Origin of the sequence: Finegoldia magna ATCC 29328, assembly GCF_000010185.1 — a bacterium.
Taxonomy (GTDB): domain Bacteria; phylum Bacillota; class Clostridia; order Tissierellales; family Peptoniphilaceae; genus Finegoldia; species Finegoldia magna_H.
Genome location: NC_010371.1, coordinates 73,644 through 91,555 on the forward strand (window position 1 = coordinate 73,644; position 17,912 = coordinate 91,555).

The 17,912-nt window shown below is 28.2% G+C and carries 12 protein-coding genes; 4 read left to right on the forward strand and 8 right to left on the reverse strand.

Annotated elements, in window-relative coordinates:
* The first annotated feature begins 182 nt into the window (after positions 1-182).
* The 3 genes from FMG_RS09035 (at position 183) to FMG_RS09045 (ending at position 2,993) form a co-directional block, all read left to right on the forward strand.
* On the forward strand, positions 183-1,049 hold the full coding sequence (locus FMG_RS09035) for a sigma-70 family RNA polymerase sigma factor (RefSeq protein ID WP_012289911.1): 867 nt from the start codon (positions 183-185) through the stop codon (positions 1,047-1,049).
* Between the two features lie 624 nt (positions 1,050-1,673).
* Complete coding sequence (locus FMG_RS09040; protein WP_012289912.1) at positions 1,674-1,910, forward strand: AbrB/MazE/SpoVT family DNA-binding domain-containing protein; 237 nt, start codon at positions 1,674-1,676, stop codon at positions 1,908-1,910.
* Positions 1,911-1,913: 3 nt separating this feature from the next.
* Positions 1,914-2,993: a tyrosine-type recombinase/integrase gene (locus FMG_RS09045; RefSeq protein ID WP_012289913.1), complete on the forward strand. Its 1,080-nt coding sequence runs from the start codon at positions 1,914-1,916 to the stop codon at positions 2,991-2,993.
* Positions 2,994-3,086: 93 nt separating this feature from the next.
* Here FMG_RS09045 and tnpA read toward each other — a convergent pair whose 3' ends face one another.
* Positions 3,087-3,500, reverse strand: coding sequence for an IS200/IS605 family transposase (gene tnpA, locus FMG_RS09050; protein ID WP_012289914.1), 414 nt, complete (start codon positions 3,498-3,500; stop codon positions 3,087-3,089).
* 97 nt (positions 3,501-3,597) lie between these two features.
* Here tnpA and FMG_RS09055 point away from each other — a divergent pair, with 97 nt between their 5' ends.
* Positions 3,598-4,989 (forward strand): RNA-guided endonuclease InsQ/TnpB family protein, encoded by a 1,392-nt coding sequence (locus tag FMG_RS09055; protein ID WP_012289915.1) that lies wholly within the window; start codon positions 3,598-3,600, stop codon positions 4,987-4,989.
* A 158-nt stretch (positions 4,990-5,147) separates the two neighbouring features.
* On the opposite strand, the gene FMG_RS09060 is transcribed toward FMG_RS09055, so the two are convergent.
* From FMG_RS09060 to FMG_RS09090, 7 genes are all read right to left on the reverse strand, one after another.
* Positions 5,148-5,753, reverse strand: a complete 606-nt coding sequence (locus FMG_RS09060) for a TPM domain-containing protein (protein WP_012289916.1) — start codon at positions 5,751-5,753, stop codon at positions 5,148-5,150.
* Between the two features lie 926 nt (positions 5,754-6,679).
* Positions 6,680-7,198, reverse strand: coding sequence for a hypothetical protein (locus FMG_RS09065; RefSeq protein ID WP_012289917.1), 519 nt, complete (start codon positions 7,196-7,198; stop codon positions 6,680-6,682).
* Positions 7,199-7,206: 8 nt separating this feature from the next.
* Positions 7,207-7,902: a hypothetical protein gene (locus FMG_RS09070; RefSeq protein ID WP_012289918.1), complete on the reverse strand. Its 696-nt coding sequence runs from the start codon at positions 7,900-7,902 to the stop codon at positions 7,207-7,209.
* A gap of 22 nt (positions 7,903-7,924) precedes the next feature.
* Positions 7,925-9,565, reverse strand: a complete 1,641-nt coding sequence (locus tag FMG_RS09075; protein ID WP_012289919.1) for a hypothetical protein — start codon at positions 9,563-9,565, stop codon at positions 7,925-7,927.
* A 126-nt stretch (positions 9,566-9,691) separates the two neighbouring features.
* Entirely contained in the window at positions 9,692-13,924 is a 4,233-nt protein-coding gene (locus FMG_RS09080) for a toprim domain-containing protein (RefSeq protein WP_012289920.1), read from the reverse strand.
* Positions 13,925-16,819: a hypothetical protein gene (locus tag FMG_RS09085; RefSeq protein WP_012289921.1), complete on the reverse strand. Its 2,895-nt coding sequence runs from the start codon at positions 16,817-16,819 to the stop codon at positions 13,925-13,927. It lies immediately after the preceding gene.
* On the reverse strand, positions 16,819-17,904 hold the full coding sequence (locus tag FMG_RS09090) for a hypothetical protein (protein ID WP_012289922.1): 1,086 nt from the start codon (positions 17,902-17,904) through the stop codon (positions 16,819-16,821). The genes FMG_RS09085 and FMG_RS09090 overlap by 1 nt, the downstream gene beginning before the upstream one ends.
* Positions 17,905-17,912 lie beyond the last annotated feature (8 nt).

The window sequence follows — 17,912 nt, forward strand, 5'->3', positions numbered from 1 at the left end:
TACGGTTATTTTTTTGTCTTAATCAAGGTAGTATATTATATAAATAAGGCATTGTTATAAAATAAATATAATTCTATAGACCTATTTCAGAATAAATATATGACAGAATTTCTATCCCTATATTTTATATTTTAACACAATAGACAAAAAACTTGATAGAATAACTATTGAGGAGGAAAAGTGTGAAAAATAAAAAATATACAATTGTTAAAGGGCTAAAGAAAGGCATTGCTAGAAAAATAACGCCATTTTCAAGCTCTAACGAAACAAGGAAAAACATTTCAAAAGAGGATGAAGAAAACTTTTTCAAAGCATACAATAATCCTGATATAGACGAAAACTGTAGGCTAAAATTAGCGAATAATTTCTTAAAAGAACTTATCCCGTTAGTTTATTCTTATGTAAATTCATATTGCCATCGTAAAAATTATCAAAACTTTGATTTCTCAGAAATTCGAGACGATCTTGTTTCAGAGGGATTGACCGCTGTGTATCGATGCTTTGATACATTTGATCCATCTAAAAAGATAAGGTTTACTACATATGCTTCAAGTTGCATACAAGGTAAAATTAAAAATTATTGTAGAGACCATCATTTGAGACACTTTACAGGCACTAGAACGCTTTATGAAAATATCCAAAAAGATTATAGAAAAGCGAAACAAAAGGGTATTGCTAATGATTTTAAATTCGATAAGTGCAACTACGCTACAGTAAAATCTTTAGACGAGTTAACCGATGCACAAGACAAAGATATGTATTTAGAGTTTCATAATGATTTACAAATACAAAGCTTATACAAAGATGACACAAATATTAATGAAGTATATTCGGAAAATTATGAAATCTTTAAACTTCTTTGTAAAGGCATAAATAAAACAGAATATATAATGACCATGTTGTTTTATTCGAACTACTCCAAACCACAAATTGCTGAAAAGTTTAACGTTGATAGAAGCGTTGTTGAAAAATGTATCACAACTACTTTAAAGAAAATGCGAAACAGAGCAGCTATTCTTGGACTTAGCAAGGACTATTTTGGAAATTAACCAATCAATAGGGCAAATCACGAAATTGCAGAAATATAAAAAGCATTATATTATGGAAATAATATAACGTTTTATGCCACATACGATAGAAGAAAGCCATTAATTGGCTTTTTTTATTTATTTTTTAAGTTTCATAAAATCACCTTAAAAATAAAATCACCTTAAAATTATAACATGTTATTTTAAAATGCTCTACAAATTCCAAAAAAATATTTTGTTTTCAACGAGCTATTATTCTCTTCATCATTGTTATACCCACAAATACGATCTCTGTTGAAAATTTTATAAATTATTGTGCAATTTTTAAAAAATTTGCTTATTAAGAAAATTTTAGCCAAAACTTGCTAAAAGTATGTTAAATAAATATTTAAGTAGCCCCATTTTGTGTTAAAAGCTTTTATGAGCCATTTTACCACGTTTATACTAAATAGACATATGATTATATACCTCAAACATTAAAACCCTCGTATAATAGCTTATATGAGGTCTTTTTTTATGGATTTTAGAAAATTTATAAAAAAATAGCTGCCCCACCATCCTATTTCTGCCTCACCCGGCATATTGACAAAATATTGTAATTGTGTCAGAATATAGTTAAAGAAGAAAATCAGAAAGTAGGATATTATGATTATAGAAATTAAATCCAAATCTCAAATAACAATTCCAAAAGAAATTATGCAAGAATTAAACATAGACAAAGGAACTAATCTAGAATGTAAAGTTATTAATGGAGAAATTGTTCTAACACCTATTAAATTTATCGGTAAGACGGACATAGAAGAAATAAAAAAGAAATTGAACGACATAAATATATCAGAAAATGAATACAACGAGATTATAGGTATTCTAGAAAGGAAATAGAAAATGAAACAAAGAGATAGTCTTTTAGAAAAAATATTAAATACAAATTCTAAATCTTTAAAAGTTGAAGTAACGGAGGTTCCCCCATTTATTTCAAACTACGTTAAAGATTTATATGTAATGTACAACCTATCGAAGCATACTATCATTGATTATTTTTCTCTAATTACGATATTTACTAAAAAGATGTTTTTAACTTTTTACGAGAAACCATACTATGATATCATAACAGGAAAATATGACGAACATTATTTAAGTATTGATGAAAAGTTTTATGAACAAGTTGAAAAAAGACACGTCAATGATTTCTTAGCCGAATTAAAGCTTGAAAGAAATTTAAAAGAATCTTCTGTCATTACTAAGATAAGACAATTAAAATCATTCTACTCATATCTCGAAGAACATTACGATATAAAAAATAACGTAAAGAATATAAGAATTCCAAAGGCTGAAAAAAATCTACCCGTATATCTTACGTTGGAAGAAGCCGTATCTCTAGTTAATGTAGTAGATAAAGATATTGAACAACATAAAGGTACAAAAACTAAATGGATCTGTGTTAGAAATAAGTGTATGATAGTAATGTTATTAAACTGTGCATTAAGACGTTCTGAATTGCGTTCTATAAACATTGAAGACATAAAAGAAGATTACATTATCGTCATGGGAAAAGGTGCAAAAGAAAGAACAATATATCTAAATGATTTAACTAAACAATCAATCAACGATTATTTAAGAGTTAGACCAAAAGATGCAAAAGACAATAAAGCTTTGTTTATAACAAAAAACAAACACACATATTCTAGAATTAGTTGTGAAAGAATTGGAGATGTTGTTAAAAAATATTTAAGAGAAGCTAACCTTAATGATCAATTGTTCTCTACCCATAAACTTAGACACACATCAGCAACCCTTATGTATCAACATGGAAATGTAGATTTAAGAAGCCTTCAGCAAATTCTAGGACACGCCAGTTCAAAAACTACTGAAATATATACCCACGTTTACGATAAGAATTTAAAGAGAGCTGTCAACACTAATCCGTTGAACGTATTATACGAAGAAAACAAGAAGGGCTTATAATGGCTCTTCTTGTTTTCTTATCCACTCAATCTATTAATCGCCAAGAGTACTCCATTCTATAGCTTGCTATAGGTGGAGGTGAATTGGCATATTTTAATCTTGTTGATTCTTAATATATTCTTTAACCATTTGAGCATTTCTTTCGCTTATTGTCACGATAAAATAAGATCTAGACCAAAAATATGGCTTCAAATAATATTGACTTAGTTCATTTTTAAACCTTTGTCTTGCCATTCTAGCAGATACAGTTTTTAAGCCATTAATTAGGTTAGTTAAGTTAATTGTTGCAGGGGTCTCAAAAAGTATATGTATATGGTCAAGATTACTTTCAATTTCGATAACATTACACTTATTACTATTTAAATACCTTGCGGTATAGTCTTTTATAAACTCATCAACCTTGTTTTGTAAAACTGGTTTTCTGTATTTTGTTACAAGCACTAAATGATACTGTAGTAAAAAAGATGCGTGCCTGTTTTTGTAATAACCTTGTTTGGTTTTTTTCATGATAAACTCCTTTATTTACAAAACTGTCTTTTACAACTATAGCTGTTTATGGTATAATTATATCATAAATAAGGTTTAAAAGAAAGGAGTAATTTTAATGGAAAATCAAACAGTTCAAGACAAAAAATACAACATTTATAAGTGCTATATAAAAGATGATAACCCTTTATATAACACATTAGATGAGTGGTCACATCTTGCAAATAATTTATATAATGAAAGCATCTTTATCATGAGACAACTTTTTACAGGGTTAACAAAATCATCTGATAAAAGACAGAAATTAGAAACTACAACTATAGAAAATGTACTTAAAATAGCAAAGTTGTATAATAAAAACATCATTTTAAATGAAGAATATAGATTAGTTAACTACCCTTTTTTAGACTTTTATTTTAAAAAGACAAATAACGAAAACTATTACTCATCACTTCCTAGACAAACAGCTCAATCTGTTATAAAAGAAGCAAATACTAAGTTTAGTGATTGGTTAAAAGCTTTAAAAGACTATAAGAAAAATCCATCCAGATATACAGGCAAACCTAAAATGCCAAAGTATAAAACAAGTGGTGGTTGTGCTACCTTTTCACTAACAAACCAAGATGTAGTATTTAAGAAAAATAAACATAATTATATTATTAAGCTTCCCAAGACAAAAGCTACTCTTTCTTTTAATAAAAAACTAAAAAATGAAAGATTAAAATCAGTTAACGTTAAAAAAGAATATGGCACGCTTAAAGTTACCTTTTTATTTGAGAATTTATGCGATAAGAAAGCTAATTTAAAAAGCGGTGTGTTTTGTGGAATTGATTTAGGAGTAAATAATCTTGCAGCCATAGTAACTAGCAATGGTAATAGCCTGTTAGTTAAGGGTGAGTTTATAAAATCTAAAAATCAATGGTTTAACAAAAAGATCGCAAAAAACTTAAAGGGTCAAACTATTGGCACTGACAAGAAAGCTATATCTTCAAAGGCTTTAAACAATCTATACAAAAAAAGACAATTTTTCATTGAAGATGCTATGCATAAAGTTGCCAAAAAGATAGTTTTTTGGTGCATTGGAGAAAATGTTTCAAATATTGTTATTGGTAAAAACAAAGGTTGGAAACAAAAATCTAATATCGGAAAAGTTAATAATCAAAACTTTATACAAATACCTCACGCCTTACTAATAAACTATATAAAAACTATTGCTGAAAAAATTGGTATGCAAGTAGTTGAAACTGACGAGTCTTATACATCAAAGGCTAGTTTTGTAGATATCGATCAAATCCCAACTTACAAGAAAGATGCTAACATGACTTACTTTTTTTCTGGCAGTAGAGTGAAAAGAGGTTTATATAAAGATAGCCTTGGCAGGATAATTAATGCTGACCTAAATGGTGCTGGCAACATTATGAGAAAAATATTAGCCGATGAAAACATTAAGGTAAATGTTAATAATTTAATATCACCAATTAAATTAACAGCTTCTGAAATATATGCTTAAATGTGATCCAGTTAAATGGATAGAGGGTGCAGTGAACCATCCTTATAGGAAAGACAACTTGTATTATTAAGTTGTTGGAGCTTATTAAAAAACTGTAGTTTTGTTTTCTACAAACAAAGAAACTCCACTCTATAGCTTGCTATAGGTGGAGAGGTTCATTAATCGTCTCTTGACATAAAAAACATAAAAAACATAAAAGGAATAATACTTGATAAATATAAATTAATATTATCATCAGCTTTTTCTTTCTCTTTCTTTTCGCTTTTTTCTATAATTTTATATATTTCAGTAAAACCGTTAGCTATTCCCTCATCAACTTTATTATTTTCGAATGAAGGCATCATTTTATCCTCGATAATTCTATTAACTTTATTATCAGAAAGAATCTCATCAAGACCTTTACTAGTTATAATCCTAAAGTATTGTTCGCCTCTAGAAGTTTTTGCTAATAATATTAATACGTCTTTTTTATTATTGGAACTCTCCAAACCACATTTCTCAAAGGCTTTATCTGCATATTCTTTTACATCGTATTCAAGATTATTTACCGTTAGAACAAATATTTTGCCATTATTTTCTAAATTATTATTTGCCTCGTTTATTTTATCTTTAGTTTCATTTGACAACACATTTAAGTTGTCTTCATAATACCATTCTGAATCTGTTCTGCTCGCAAAAACCTGATTATTATTGTTAAGCATTGTTAGAAAAAAGCCAACAATAACAACACTGATTAACATTTTCTTAATTTTGTTTAATTTCATTTATAATACCCCCTCATTATTTATCACTCGCTATTTGCGAGAAATTATTAACCTATGCAACATTAGTGAATTCCTTCTGAAACACACTCGCTATTTGCGAGAAAAAGGTTAATTGTCCTTAATCTTGTTATCCCACGAAAAACACTCGCTTATTGCGAGAAAAACAATAAGTATCTAGAAAACTTTGCTATTGCAAAGAATTGTATCATGTGTACCAGCAATAACATCTGAAAAACACTCGCTTATTGCGAGAAACAAACGTTACACTTACTGAAATACACTTGCTATTGCAAGAAAAGACAGTTACGGTAACAGAAAAACACTCGCTTATTGCGAGAAAAATATTATAGTATCTTGACTATTTGGCTAAATGATCGAAACACATCCGCTTTTGCAGATAAACTTTCAGGACACTTATGCCAAATTTTCTGAAATACACTCGCTTATTGCGAGAAACGAATGTTACGGTGATTGAAAGACACTTGCTAAATTGCAAGAAAAACACGCATAATCGGCACGAACCTTTTTCTGTCATTTTCAGAAATACACTCGCTTATTGCGAGAAATATCTGGTCGTGTGTAGCCGCCAGAAACACCCCCGCTTGTGCGGGTAAAATTTTATTTAGAACTAACTGAGTCAGGCAACAGGAACACCCTCGCTTGTGCGGGTAAAAGGGAACTAATATGAATTAAGGAATGGCAATATAAGAAACACCCCCGCCTGTGCGGGTAATATTAATTAAGGAATAGTTTTCATCAGAAACGCCATCGCCATCAGGAACACACTCGCTTGTGCGAGTAAAATAAAAAAAATTTAGGAAATGGTGTTATGAGACAGAAACACACTCGCCATTGCGAGAAATATATAAACGAAACCTGCAAAATAGTTGAATTTCAGGAAGGGAAACCATATATACACGATTATGTTATTTTTTATATAAATCTTTTTGCATAGTTTCGCTATATTCTTTTAGAGTCTTTGTAGCCTCAATTGTTCTGTTAATTTTAATTAACTGTTCTTCCTTATCTTTAGAATTTATAATATTTCTTAGATAATCTATAGAATATTGTTTGTAAGTTGAATATAATTCTTTGGAATAGTTAGTCCAATTGTCGAGTTCTGGATAGCCCTCATATTTATCTATTGCATACTTTAGTATTTTGAATTCCCCATCTAACCCATTTACAGTTGATGCTAAAAGGGATCCTTCTTCCCCCTTTGTCGGTTGATTTTCGAGAACCCATACTTTTAATTTCAAAAGCGATGCCGGAACTTCATCTAGCTGGTTATCTATTTTCTTTAATTTAGACTTATATTCACTTATTGCATTTTGCTTTTCCTGTAATGTTAGTGTTTGCTTATTTGAATTGTTTTCAGCTGAACAAGAGGTTAAACACATACAAAGCACAAACACTGTAATAAAAATCTTTAATAATCTTTTCAAAACATTTCCTACATTTCTACTTTAATTGAAGATGGCCCTTCATCTTCTTTGTTATCCTCTGACTTTTCTTCTCCATCTGTATCTTTTTCTAATTCATCTTCTTTTTCTTCAGAAGTATTGCTGTCAGTTTCTTCTTCGGTATTCAAATCTACTTCTTCAATTAAATCTTCATTTAAAACCTCATCCTCATTTTCTTCTTGAATCTTTAATTCATCAGGAAGTTCAATCTTTGGAAGAGAATCTTCTTGTGCTTTATTGATAGTTTCTTCTATACTATCGATAATTTCTTTTGAAGATTCATCGTTAGCATCCATCTGAACTGATAAAATCGGATTAAATATTTCACGATACGGGGTTGCATTATCGTTGATATAAAAATCTGCAACAACATTTTCTAAAGCATCATCAAATTGTTGTTTATATATTTCTTTAAGTTCATCTTCTGTGTATTGTTTGTTTCCTAAATCGTCAAACGTTTCTTCAAGCTTTGACACTATATATAATTGCATAGTTAACACATCTTTAATTTCATCATTATATAGTTTCAAGCCTGTGTTATTTAAAATATACTTATCTATAGGGTCTGTATTTTTTTTATCTGCATCAAAAGCAAAAGCTGATAGAAGTGCTACACTCATACGAGATGCCCTCATTTGTCTATAATCGTCTTCTGTAAAATAAAATCTCCATGTTTTCTTTTCCATTGTTTTTTCTCTCCTTTGTTTTTTAAAATTCTGTATTTGTTATATCATCATCAAGAATGTCTTCAGGTTTTCTTATTTCAGTTCCACCTTTCTTGTTTAGATATCTAATACCTAATTGTTCTTTTATATAATCTGGATCATCTTGCATTTCTAATCTTGCTTCTAATTCACCAGGATATTCGAACATAGCGAATGTTTGCCAAGCATATCTTTTATTAAAAGCAACAGCTAATACATCCAAATCCTCTTTATGTTTTTGATAAAGTTCTTCTTTATCAAATGCAAAAAATCTAGAGATTGAATATACTTTCTTGTCGAAGGAAACTTCATGCGTGTCATACATCCATACGAATGTTGCGATATACTTAGCTTCTCCATCTACATTTTCTGAAACATCACACATACACCATGTTTCTTTAACCTGACTAGCATTTCTATTTTGATCCAATGCTACTGTTATTGGATAATAGAAGATTTCTTCATATCCCAGCTTATTTTCTCTTTCTAAGGACATCATTTCTTCTAGTTCATCTGTAAAGTAGTATCTGAAGATTTCGTCAGTCTCATAAATGCCGTTAACTGTAAATCCAATAGTTGGATATAGGTCAATTTTTCTATCGTAGAAGTTGATTTCTTTTTCTCTAAGTTGATGAACACCTTCAAATGTTTTTTCATCTTCAAAATCAATTCTTTTAGCTATAAAGCTAAACCATTTTTCCCAATCTTTGATCTGTGTTGTTCTATTTATGCTTTGAACATCTTCTATTTCAGATGAAGCGATATTGAATTTGTCAAAGTTGTTGTAAACTAGGTTATCTTTAGAAACATTACTTAATCTTTCATAAATTCTACCTGATGATGATAAAAGGTTGTTATTATCCTCTTGGTCTGTTTTTAAAATATTGAAAAACTCATCTTTAAAATTCTTTGGGATATTAGAAATGCTTTCTTTGTTAATTTGGAAGAATTGTCTTGCTGCCTCTATAGAAGCTGTGTCTAAAGGTGCAATGTTAGAAATTATTTCATCATTAAATTCTAATTTATTACCTATTCCCTCAAAAGTTGTTGGAATAAATCTTGTAGAATCGAAATCAAAATTAATAAAAGCATAAAGTTGAGAATGGTCTTTTTGCTTTTTATAGTATTCTTCTTTCTTTAAATCTTTAAAATACAAAGATACAGCTATCTCTAGTAAGAAATCTTCTTTAGAAGCCAATTCTTTAGATTCTGTCGCTAAAGATTCTACGATGTCTTTTCTATCATTTGATAAATTTTTTATGAAATCATCGTACAAAATCTCTGCTCTTTCTTTTAAATCTGGGTTTTTAGCCAAGAACGTATCTTTAAACTTTTGATATATCTTTTGTGAATTTTCTAAATCTTCTGAATAAACAAATTTATTCATAGTTTTAAAATTAATACCTACGATATCATCGAAATAGTTTTTATCTTCTAGTCTCAAATACACCATTGACGGTAATAATATTTCAGAATCATTTTCTAATGTTGTAGAGTAATTATAGTATGCTTTTACAAAATAAATGTAAGGGCATTTCAAGTATTTAGACAAATAATCATTGTCTATGATGTTTTTTGGAAAATCTATAACATCTTTTGTGTAATTGTATAAATCTTCTCCATTTTTTAAATAATTTTTAATCATATAAATCTCCTTTTATTGGCTCAAGAGAGCTGTAAGACAACCCTTTTGAGCCTAATTTACTACTAATTTGATAACGAATAGAAAAAGATATGAAAATACGGTTTATTCTAAAAGTGTGTACCAAAATTACATTTCCATTCCTTCTTCTACTTCTCTTTCTGTCGTATTACCAATATCGATATTTTCTTTTACATTTTCAACATTTTCTTCAATTGTCTTTTCTTCAACTTGTTGTTCTTTTTCTTTAGCCTTTTCTTCTCTATTTTCTTTAAATTCATTTAGAACATCTTCAAAAATCTTATTTAACGATTCTTTTAGTGCATTGTTTTTAAGATTATCTTCATTTTCATCTAGGAATTTATATGTTCCAGATTCCTTTATTTCGGACAATTCATCTTTAATTTCTTTAAGAATTGCCATTCTAACCTTTAACATTTGCATTTGATTTGGCATACTTTCTAAATTCAATTCTTTTGAGTTATATAGTTGGGCTAAGAACTTATTAGACAGATCCCTGATATTTTTTGGTTCATTTTGCAACGCTTTTGAATCATGTAGACTTTCATTAAACTCGTATTTACCTATTCTAAACAGAAGCTCTTCGTTAGTTTTTACTACCTCATTAGTATTTTTGTTTTTTATTAACCCAGATTCAAAATCGACATCAAGCCCCGATTCATTCAATTCTTTTAGTTTGTATTGCAACATTTCATTAACATCTTTAATTCCGTTTTTAGAATCAACCACTATAGACTTAACCGTTGGAAGCTGATTTTCAAGTTTCAATCTGGCTTGTGTTCCTGCTTGGTCGTTATCTAGCATTAATATTACATGCGAAGGATCAATGTTATTATGAAAACAATAATCTCTCAAATCTAAGTTTCTAGCATTACCAACGCCTAATATTGATACAAAATTTACTTTATCTTGTTTAAGGTCAATATCTTTTAACGAGTTTTGAAGATTGTCTCTATAAGGGTTATACAAATTTTCTTTAATTTCTTCTGGACTCTCTAGATTGAGATCTCTCATGTAATCATATCTATTGTCAATTTTACATAAGCTTAAAGCACTAAGGGCATCTATTGTAGCCTCTGTTATAATTGTGTATTCATGGGCTTTTCTTTTTTCTGGTGGATAATCCTTTAGACTATTTCCTACCCATGACTTAACGACACCAGACGGTAGTTTCGAATTCACCTTAGAACCTTTCAATCCATCCATCTTCTTATTTATATTCTTGTTAAATTGCTCTTTCTTAGACTTAGCACCTATTTGATATCTTTCCTTATCACTATCAGATAAAGAATTGTATTGTTTTTCAGTAATTTTTGAAAAAGGACTTAAATAAAGATGATAATCTTTTTTACTAACCTCATCTAAAGAATTATATTGATCATAACTAATATATTTTTTATAGTCATTTGTTCTATATGATTTTTGGCAATACACCTTATTTGAAATGTTTCTTTGTTCTTGTTGCATTTGAACATTACTATATAAGTCTGTAACCTCTGTTATCATATAAGGCTCATTATTCTTTGGATCAATACTAGCTTTTATTATAGGATTATTTTTATTAACCTCTTTTAAAATAGTTCCTGGTATTTTTCTTTTTTCAACCAAATAGTCTTTTACCGCTTTTGTTGCTGAATCCATTAAGAAATTATCAGTATTCTTATCGGACAAATATCTCGAACTATAGCCGATTTCTCTTGCATATAAAAGTTGGGATTTGTTAAAGTTTTTAGAAGAATCTCTTCCAGAACGAGTATCAATTGTTCTTATTTGATTAACAGTTAAGTTCATATCGTTGTTACTCATTCTGTAACCAGACATTGATCTAACCTTTGATATCTCCAATAATAATAATCCCATTTGATAATCTGTTAATGGTCTTTCTGTAATCTTTTGATATTTTTCAATTACATCAAAATAAGTGTTTACTTTATCATCGATCTCGTTAAATTCCTTTTCTTTATTTAATTGTCTCTCGTCAAATGCTTGAAGTGATGTTTTACCTTGTAATTGTTTTATTATATTGTCTCTTTCAGCTGCACTTCCAGCTACTTTATAAAAGTCTATTGTATTCATCAATGCACTAAATAAGTCATTGTCTTTTTCTTTATTAATAACGACTTTAGAATTTTTAGCATATTCTTTTTGAATATTTTTAACTAATAAATTGCCGTTGAAAAAACCAAGAGAAGTTTGAGTTCCTAGATTATTTTCTCTAATTTTTTTGAAATCCCCTATTTTATTTCTGTAACCGTTATATGTTTCTAAAGCTTGTGCATTTTCTTTTTCAAATTCCATAGCTTTTTCCCAAATTACTTTTAGTTGAGGATTAGTATTATCTAAATAGCTTAGCATTTTCTCATCTGATCTAAACATATTTTCTAGCTGGATGCCTTTACTGTGACAATAAACACCTAAAGCTGAATTCATCCAAGGCTCTCTTTTGCCATCTTTAAAGTTATATAGCGTTCCTGTCTTTTCGAATTTCCATACATCTTGCTCTATTTTATGCCTATCATAATCCCAAACATCACCGTAAATCTCCTTAAACATATCTAAAGGTGATTTTCCGTAAGTATCTGTGAATTGGAAAATATTATTATATACATACTTCTTTAAATCATATGAAAGGTTTGCTTTTGAGTTATAGATAATGCTGTCATCTTTTAATGTACAACTGCTCATAATAGATTTTAATGCCGAAGCACCTAAGCCAAATCTCGCATTATCAATGTATTTTTCAGTATCATAGAAATCTTTGTTAGATTTTACATAAGTGTTAACTGTTACACGCTTTGTTCCGTAATCTGAAGTTCTTTTATTAAGATTGTTATTAAGGTTAGTCGCCATAGCATTTTCAGATGTTATATTATTATCTTTCCAGTTAATTCTTGATACATCTGGAATATACGCATTTTTAATATCGTCTAATTTCTTGTTGAATAATTGGGAAGGCGTATTTTTATCTATCTTAGCTAATAGGTTAATTACAGGACTACTGTTAGAATAAGTTACTAAATTAACCCCCGTTGATTGTTGAAGCTTATTTAAAGAATATGAAAATTCTTTTAAAAAAGCTCTATCATCAATTCTTTTTAATGTTTTCGAATTAGTCAAATCTACAGTATTATTAGCAAGTTCTATAAAAAGTTCTGTGTAGTTATTTAAGCTATCATAAGAGCTTAAATCAAAGGAATAAATGTCCTTTTCATCTCTAACATAGATATTACTCATTATGTTATTTACCGTTAAAACGCTTATATTTTCATTTGTTGGTAGATTTTTTAAACCTAATTTAATGTCTGTATTATCATTAAAAAACTTAATATATGATTTAATATTTGTTTGTGCAAGTCTTTGATTAGATATATTGGAATCTAGATTTTCTAATGTTCTTTCAGCAATAGCACTTCTATACTCCCCTCTAAATAGGCTTGAAACTTTATTGTTTATATAATCCATTTTTGTATTGTGTAAATACTTATTAGGATCAGAAAACGCCTTAGCTAATATATCTTGATTTTTCTCTATATCATCTAATGTTTTAAAAGAAATATTCAAATCTTTCTCAATTGATTGAAAAAAACTTGTATAGTCATATCCTGTTGCGGCCTCAAATATCAATGGTAGAGAGTTTGTATATACACTCTTATCATTTTCTACCCATGTCAATTCTTGTCTATCTTTGTCTAAGAAAAACTTGTTTTCTCCCATTGATTGCAAAATGTTATTGTTTTCGTTATCAGATAAGTTCTTATCGTTAGTGTTGGAGAAATAAATACCAAAAGCTCTAAACATTCTCACTTGTAGCGTATTTTCATTGGCATTTTCTTTGTTTTTAGAAAATTCTAAAACTGTAGATAAAAAATCTTTGAAATCTGATTCAAAATATATTTTTGCATTTTCACTATCATCAAATTTATAATCATCCTTTAAATCTATAGGAACGAATAAATTACTTCTATACTTTTCTGAAAACTTTTCAAACGTATCTAAATCGGTAGCTAAATTGTTGTTCTTATAGAAGTTTTCTCTGGTTAAATCAGACTCTCTTTTAGTGTTATTTTCAAGTCTTAAATCTCTCTTTTCGGCAAATGCTAATTCATTATCGGTTACTAATATCGATATGTTGGAATTATTAGCTTGAAAACTTAAAGCCCTGTTACCTAGCGTTTTATTTTCTATTCTTTCTAATGCTTCAGACAAGTTCATTCTTTCATTTAATAGCTTATTATCTTCAACAATATACTCGACCTTATAACCGTTATTTATTAAAATATCCTTAAGATTAATATCGAAATCTTCGTAGTAAATCTTATCTTCATAAATATTAAAATCCAATTAAACTATCTCCTTTCTTTGAGCCATATAACTATCCAAATATCCGCTGATACCGGATCTTTTAAATTCCTCAAACATCTTTTCTATGTTCATATATAATTGTATATTGTAGAATATACTGTCTTGCTGTCTTGTTAATAAATCAACATAGATGTTTAAGTTTAATTGTAGTGAACTAGTAGTTCTTAATATTGATTCGTATATTTTATATTTCTTTATAAGGCTATTTATTGAGATATTCGAGTTAGAATATCTTTCTAATGTGTCGATGAATTTTAAAATTGATTTGTCATAATTATTATTAGTCAACATATCAACACTTTTAAAACTATTTCGTAATTTCGAAATAAATGTAGTAATGTCATTTGTAGATACATCACTTGTGGATATTGTGGCTATTAATTCTTCCAGCTGTTTTGATATATCCAATACGGCTGCTTCGAGCTTATCATTAGATTCGTATACTCCATTTCTTTCAAAAATGCTTAGTTTTAAATTATCTATCATGTGTTTTTTGACATTTTCTAAATCTGGGAAGAACACGCATAAATTGCTATCAATATTTTCCAAATCCTTCTTGAACTTTATAATATCGGAATTATTCATTAAAAAATCTTTCATAAAGAATTTACCAATATTTATATAATCATTAAGAATATTCGTATATGCCTGTGATTTATTTTGTATTGATAATTTCATATTGTTGAAATCTTTAATTGGTTCAGTATTTCCACCCGTTATTTCTAAGATTTTATTAATGTATATAATTTTATACTCGTCATTGATTACTCTATTGTTTATATTTAAGAGATTATCTTTTAGTTTATCTTTCATATCAGATATACCAACTACATTTTGCCAAACCCCGTTATTATACATAGGAAGATTTAACAAATCTTGTTTAACTTTTGAAATCTCTTCATCTTCTATGCTTTTCATTTGTTTTTGAGTAGCAAGATATAAATAGAAATCAGAATTTTCGCAAACAAACTCTTTAAAAGAGAATTCCTTAAAACCGTATAGAATATTTCTTTCGTTTTCTTTTTTAATTAAGATATCGCTGTAGAATTCATTATTTTCTTTCAAGGATTTCAAAACCTCTATTTGAACATCTGAATAATCGCTTAAAAAAGTTTTTACAATATTGTTATTAAAAAGATTGAATACAGGATATATTTTAAAAATCTCATCTTCGTAAACCTTGTTTATCTTTTTTCTAGTAGTTATCTTATTGTTAGAACAGTAGTTTCTAAACTTTCTATTTAAACCGTCATATTCGAACACTAGGTTGTACGATCTGATGATTTCTAGAGGATCTTTAAAAATATTTACGATATCTTCTTTAATCTTTTCTTTATTATTCGTATCGTTTGTCGCTTCGAAATTCTTAATCTTTTCTTCAAGCTTCTTTTCAGTTAAACGCAATTTTTCATATTCTTGCTTATTCAACTTAAGACTAATTAGGCAAATAACCTTATCTATATCTGATGGATAAACATAGTTTTTCATCTTTTCGATATCTTTAATTTCAAAAGCAGCAGTAAACTGATTTTGTAATTTCTTTTTATTTATTCTTGAAGATATATCAATACTTCCAAAATCTTGTATTCTATTATCCTCTCTAGACTGAAGTTGATAATATATTTGCCATTTCAAAAAGTTACTATTAATTCTTATCGAATTTTGTTGACTAGATGATAACCTTAATAAGTTTTCTCTATCTATCTTGTTATCTTTTATTACATTATTGAAGTTAGTTTTAATATATAAGTTTTTATATCTTTCTATTAAACGACTTGAAAAAGAGTTATCATCGGTATTTATAACCTCGCCATTTATCAAATATTTAGCCTCGTTATTTTCAATAATTTCACTGTGATTTTCTCTTGTTGTTGGATCAATTATTTGTTTCAAAGATAAGTCTTGAATATCTTTATACGTTAATTTATAGAACCTATCATAAATAAGATATACAAACCTAGCTGACGATTGTTTTATCTCTTCAAACCTGTTATTATCAAGTTTTGATAAGTATATTAAACTATTGTCTCTCAAAACAAAACCTAAATCATTTGAACGCAATTCCTGATTTGGTAATATCTTGATATACATTAAATCTTTTTCTGAAAGCTTTTTTTCTTCTATTATCTTTTTGAATTCCGCCTCTTTATCAGTTGCCACTAAGAATAATCCACCGTAGTCTTTATTCTTGAAATCAGCCTTGTATTTTCCAACTATGTTTCTAAACTTATTTAAATGTTCTGTATTATCTACTCTTTGTTGATAATCCCTTTCCATTTTTACCTTTTCAAAAAAATAGTCACTATTTAAATAATCTAAATTAGTAATATTAACTAAATCGTAATAGATTAAATTATTGCCGTATGATGAAACATCTTTTTTTTGAATGTTTATATAAGTTTGTACAAGCTCTTTATATTTTTCTATAGGAATGTTATATAAGTTAAATCTGTTACAAAAAGCCATAGTCTGTTCTATGTTACGGTTAGTGATAGTTAAAGGTTTTAAACTAATGAAAAGAGTTAAATCAGCATTTGGATTTAAAGTTAAATTCTTAATATCCGACAAAATCTTACCTGTTAGATAGACTATATTAGTTTTAAACGTAATTGCTACTTTGTTATCCATAGCTGATTTATTGTTTTCTATTCTTTTCGAAAAATCTTCATGAATTCTTGTCAAAGCATATTGTAATTCTTTGCTATACGGATCTTCATTATCGAACATTTTTCTAACAATTTTACTAGGTATTAAATATGGAAAATAATCTTGCATTTGCAATTGCTCAAACATCTTAGTAGTGTAGGCATAAGGCTCGTGTTCTCTTGTAAAAGCTTGTGTATTATCCGTTATATAGAAAAATAATCCATCCATTATTCGAAATCCCCCATAGCCACATTAATAGTCTCTACACCTTTATTTTCTAAATTACTGGATTTAACACCATCTTTGAACAAATCTATTATTTCAAAAAGTTCGCCTTTCCCTTGGTTAGAAAACTCTACATAATCAGTGTTCGCAGTATTAATATCTATCTCTAGTCTAGTATTAAGTATTGTTGTGTTATCTTTTTTATATTTCTTTTCCAGCTTTTGAAAAGCCCCTAAGTCATATTCTGAAATCAATTGATTTGTTGAATTTAATACGCTATAACAATATCTGTGAATATCTTTAAGAAAACTTCCTACATAATAAATTAAATAAACAAAACCTAAAAAATCATATTCGTTTATTTCAAAGCCGATATCAACTTTATATTGGTTTTTGTCGAATAAATAATTTAAACTGTTATTTAATATCGTCTTTGACTTATTCTTATAATCTAGTTTCGAAAAACTTTTTGTTTGTTTAAATAAATCCTTGGAATCTAAATATTCTTCTACATTATTAAATCTATCGGTTAAAAGCTTTATAAATTCGGGCTTTTTAAACAAATTGTCTAAAATTTCATCAATTTTTAAATAATTACTTTCTTTTAGAAAATAAAGCATACTTTCTCTTATACTTTTTAACTTCAATTTATCTATCTTGTTGTATTCTTCTTGCAAAGAAAATGGAATAAACGTGTTATCCAATATGCTTTCTATTTTATTAGCCACATCTACAATGTCAGAATATTCTGACATTTCAGAAGATGAATAAAAAATGTCAAAAACATTATTAAAATCTGTAGAATCGTATCCAATCCAAAATAGGTAATTTAGAAGTGCTGTTTGTTTTTCTTTCCCACCATGGCTTATTTCTATAAGATGTGTATATAGATTATCAAACTTTAAATTTTCGAACTTTTTTGTGTTTCTATACCTTTTTCTCGCCTCTTCTATGTTTTTGGAGATATGATAGTTCAAAATAGCAACTTGCTCTTGGTTTTCGCAGATATTAAATTCTTTAAAAACACCTATTATTCCCTTTTTTATTCTCTCTAATGATTCTTTTAAATCGTTATCTAAGTTTTCCAAAATTATCT

What these genes read in the sequence shown, in the direction of transcription:
- FMG_RS09040 (WP_012289912.1), top strand. Translation starts at nt 1,674, where the DNA reads ATGATTATAGAAATTAAATCCAAATCTCAAATAACAATTCCAAAAGAA.
- FMG_RS09045 (WP_012289913.1), top strand. Translation starts at nt 1,914, where the DNA reads ATGAAACAAAGAGATAGTCTTTTAGAAAAAATATTAAATACAAATTCT.
- tnpA (WP_012289914.1), bottom strand. Translation starts at nt 3,500, where the DNA reads ATGAAAAAAACCAAACAAGGTTATTACAAAAACAGGCACGCATCTTTT.
- FMG_RS09055 (WP_012289915.1), top strand. Translation starts at nt 3,598, where the DNA reads ATGGAAAATCAAACAGTTCAAGACAAAAAATACAACATTTATAAGTGC.
- FMG_RS09060 (WP_012289916.1), bottom strand. Translation starts at nt 5,753, where the DNA reads ATGAAATTAAACAAAATTAAGAAAATGTTAATCAGTGTTGTTATTGTT.
- FMG_RS09070 (WP_012289918.1), bottom strand. Translation starts at nt 7,902, where the DNA reads ATGGAAAAGAAAACATGGAGATTTTATTTTACAGAAGACGATTATAGA.
- FMG_RS09075 (WP_012289919.1), bottom strand. Translation starts at nt 9,565, where the DNA reads ATGATTAAAAATTATTTAAAAAATGGAGAAGATTTATACAATTACACA.
- FMG_RS09085 (WP_012289921.1), bottom strand. Translation starts at nt 16,819, where the DNA reads ATGGATGGATTATTTTTCTATATAACGGATAATACACAAGCTTTTACA.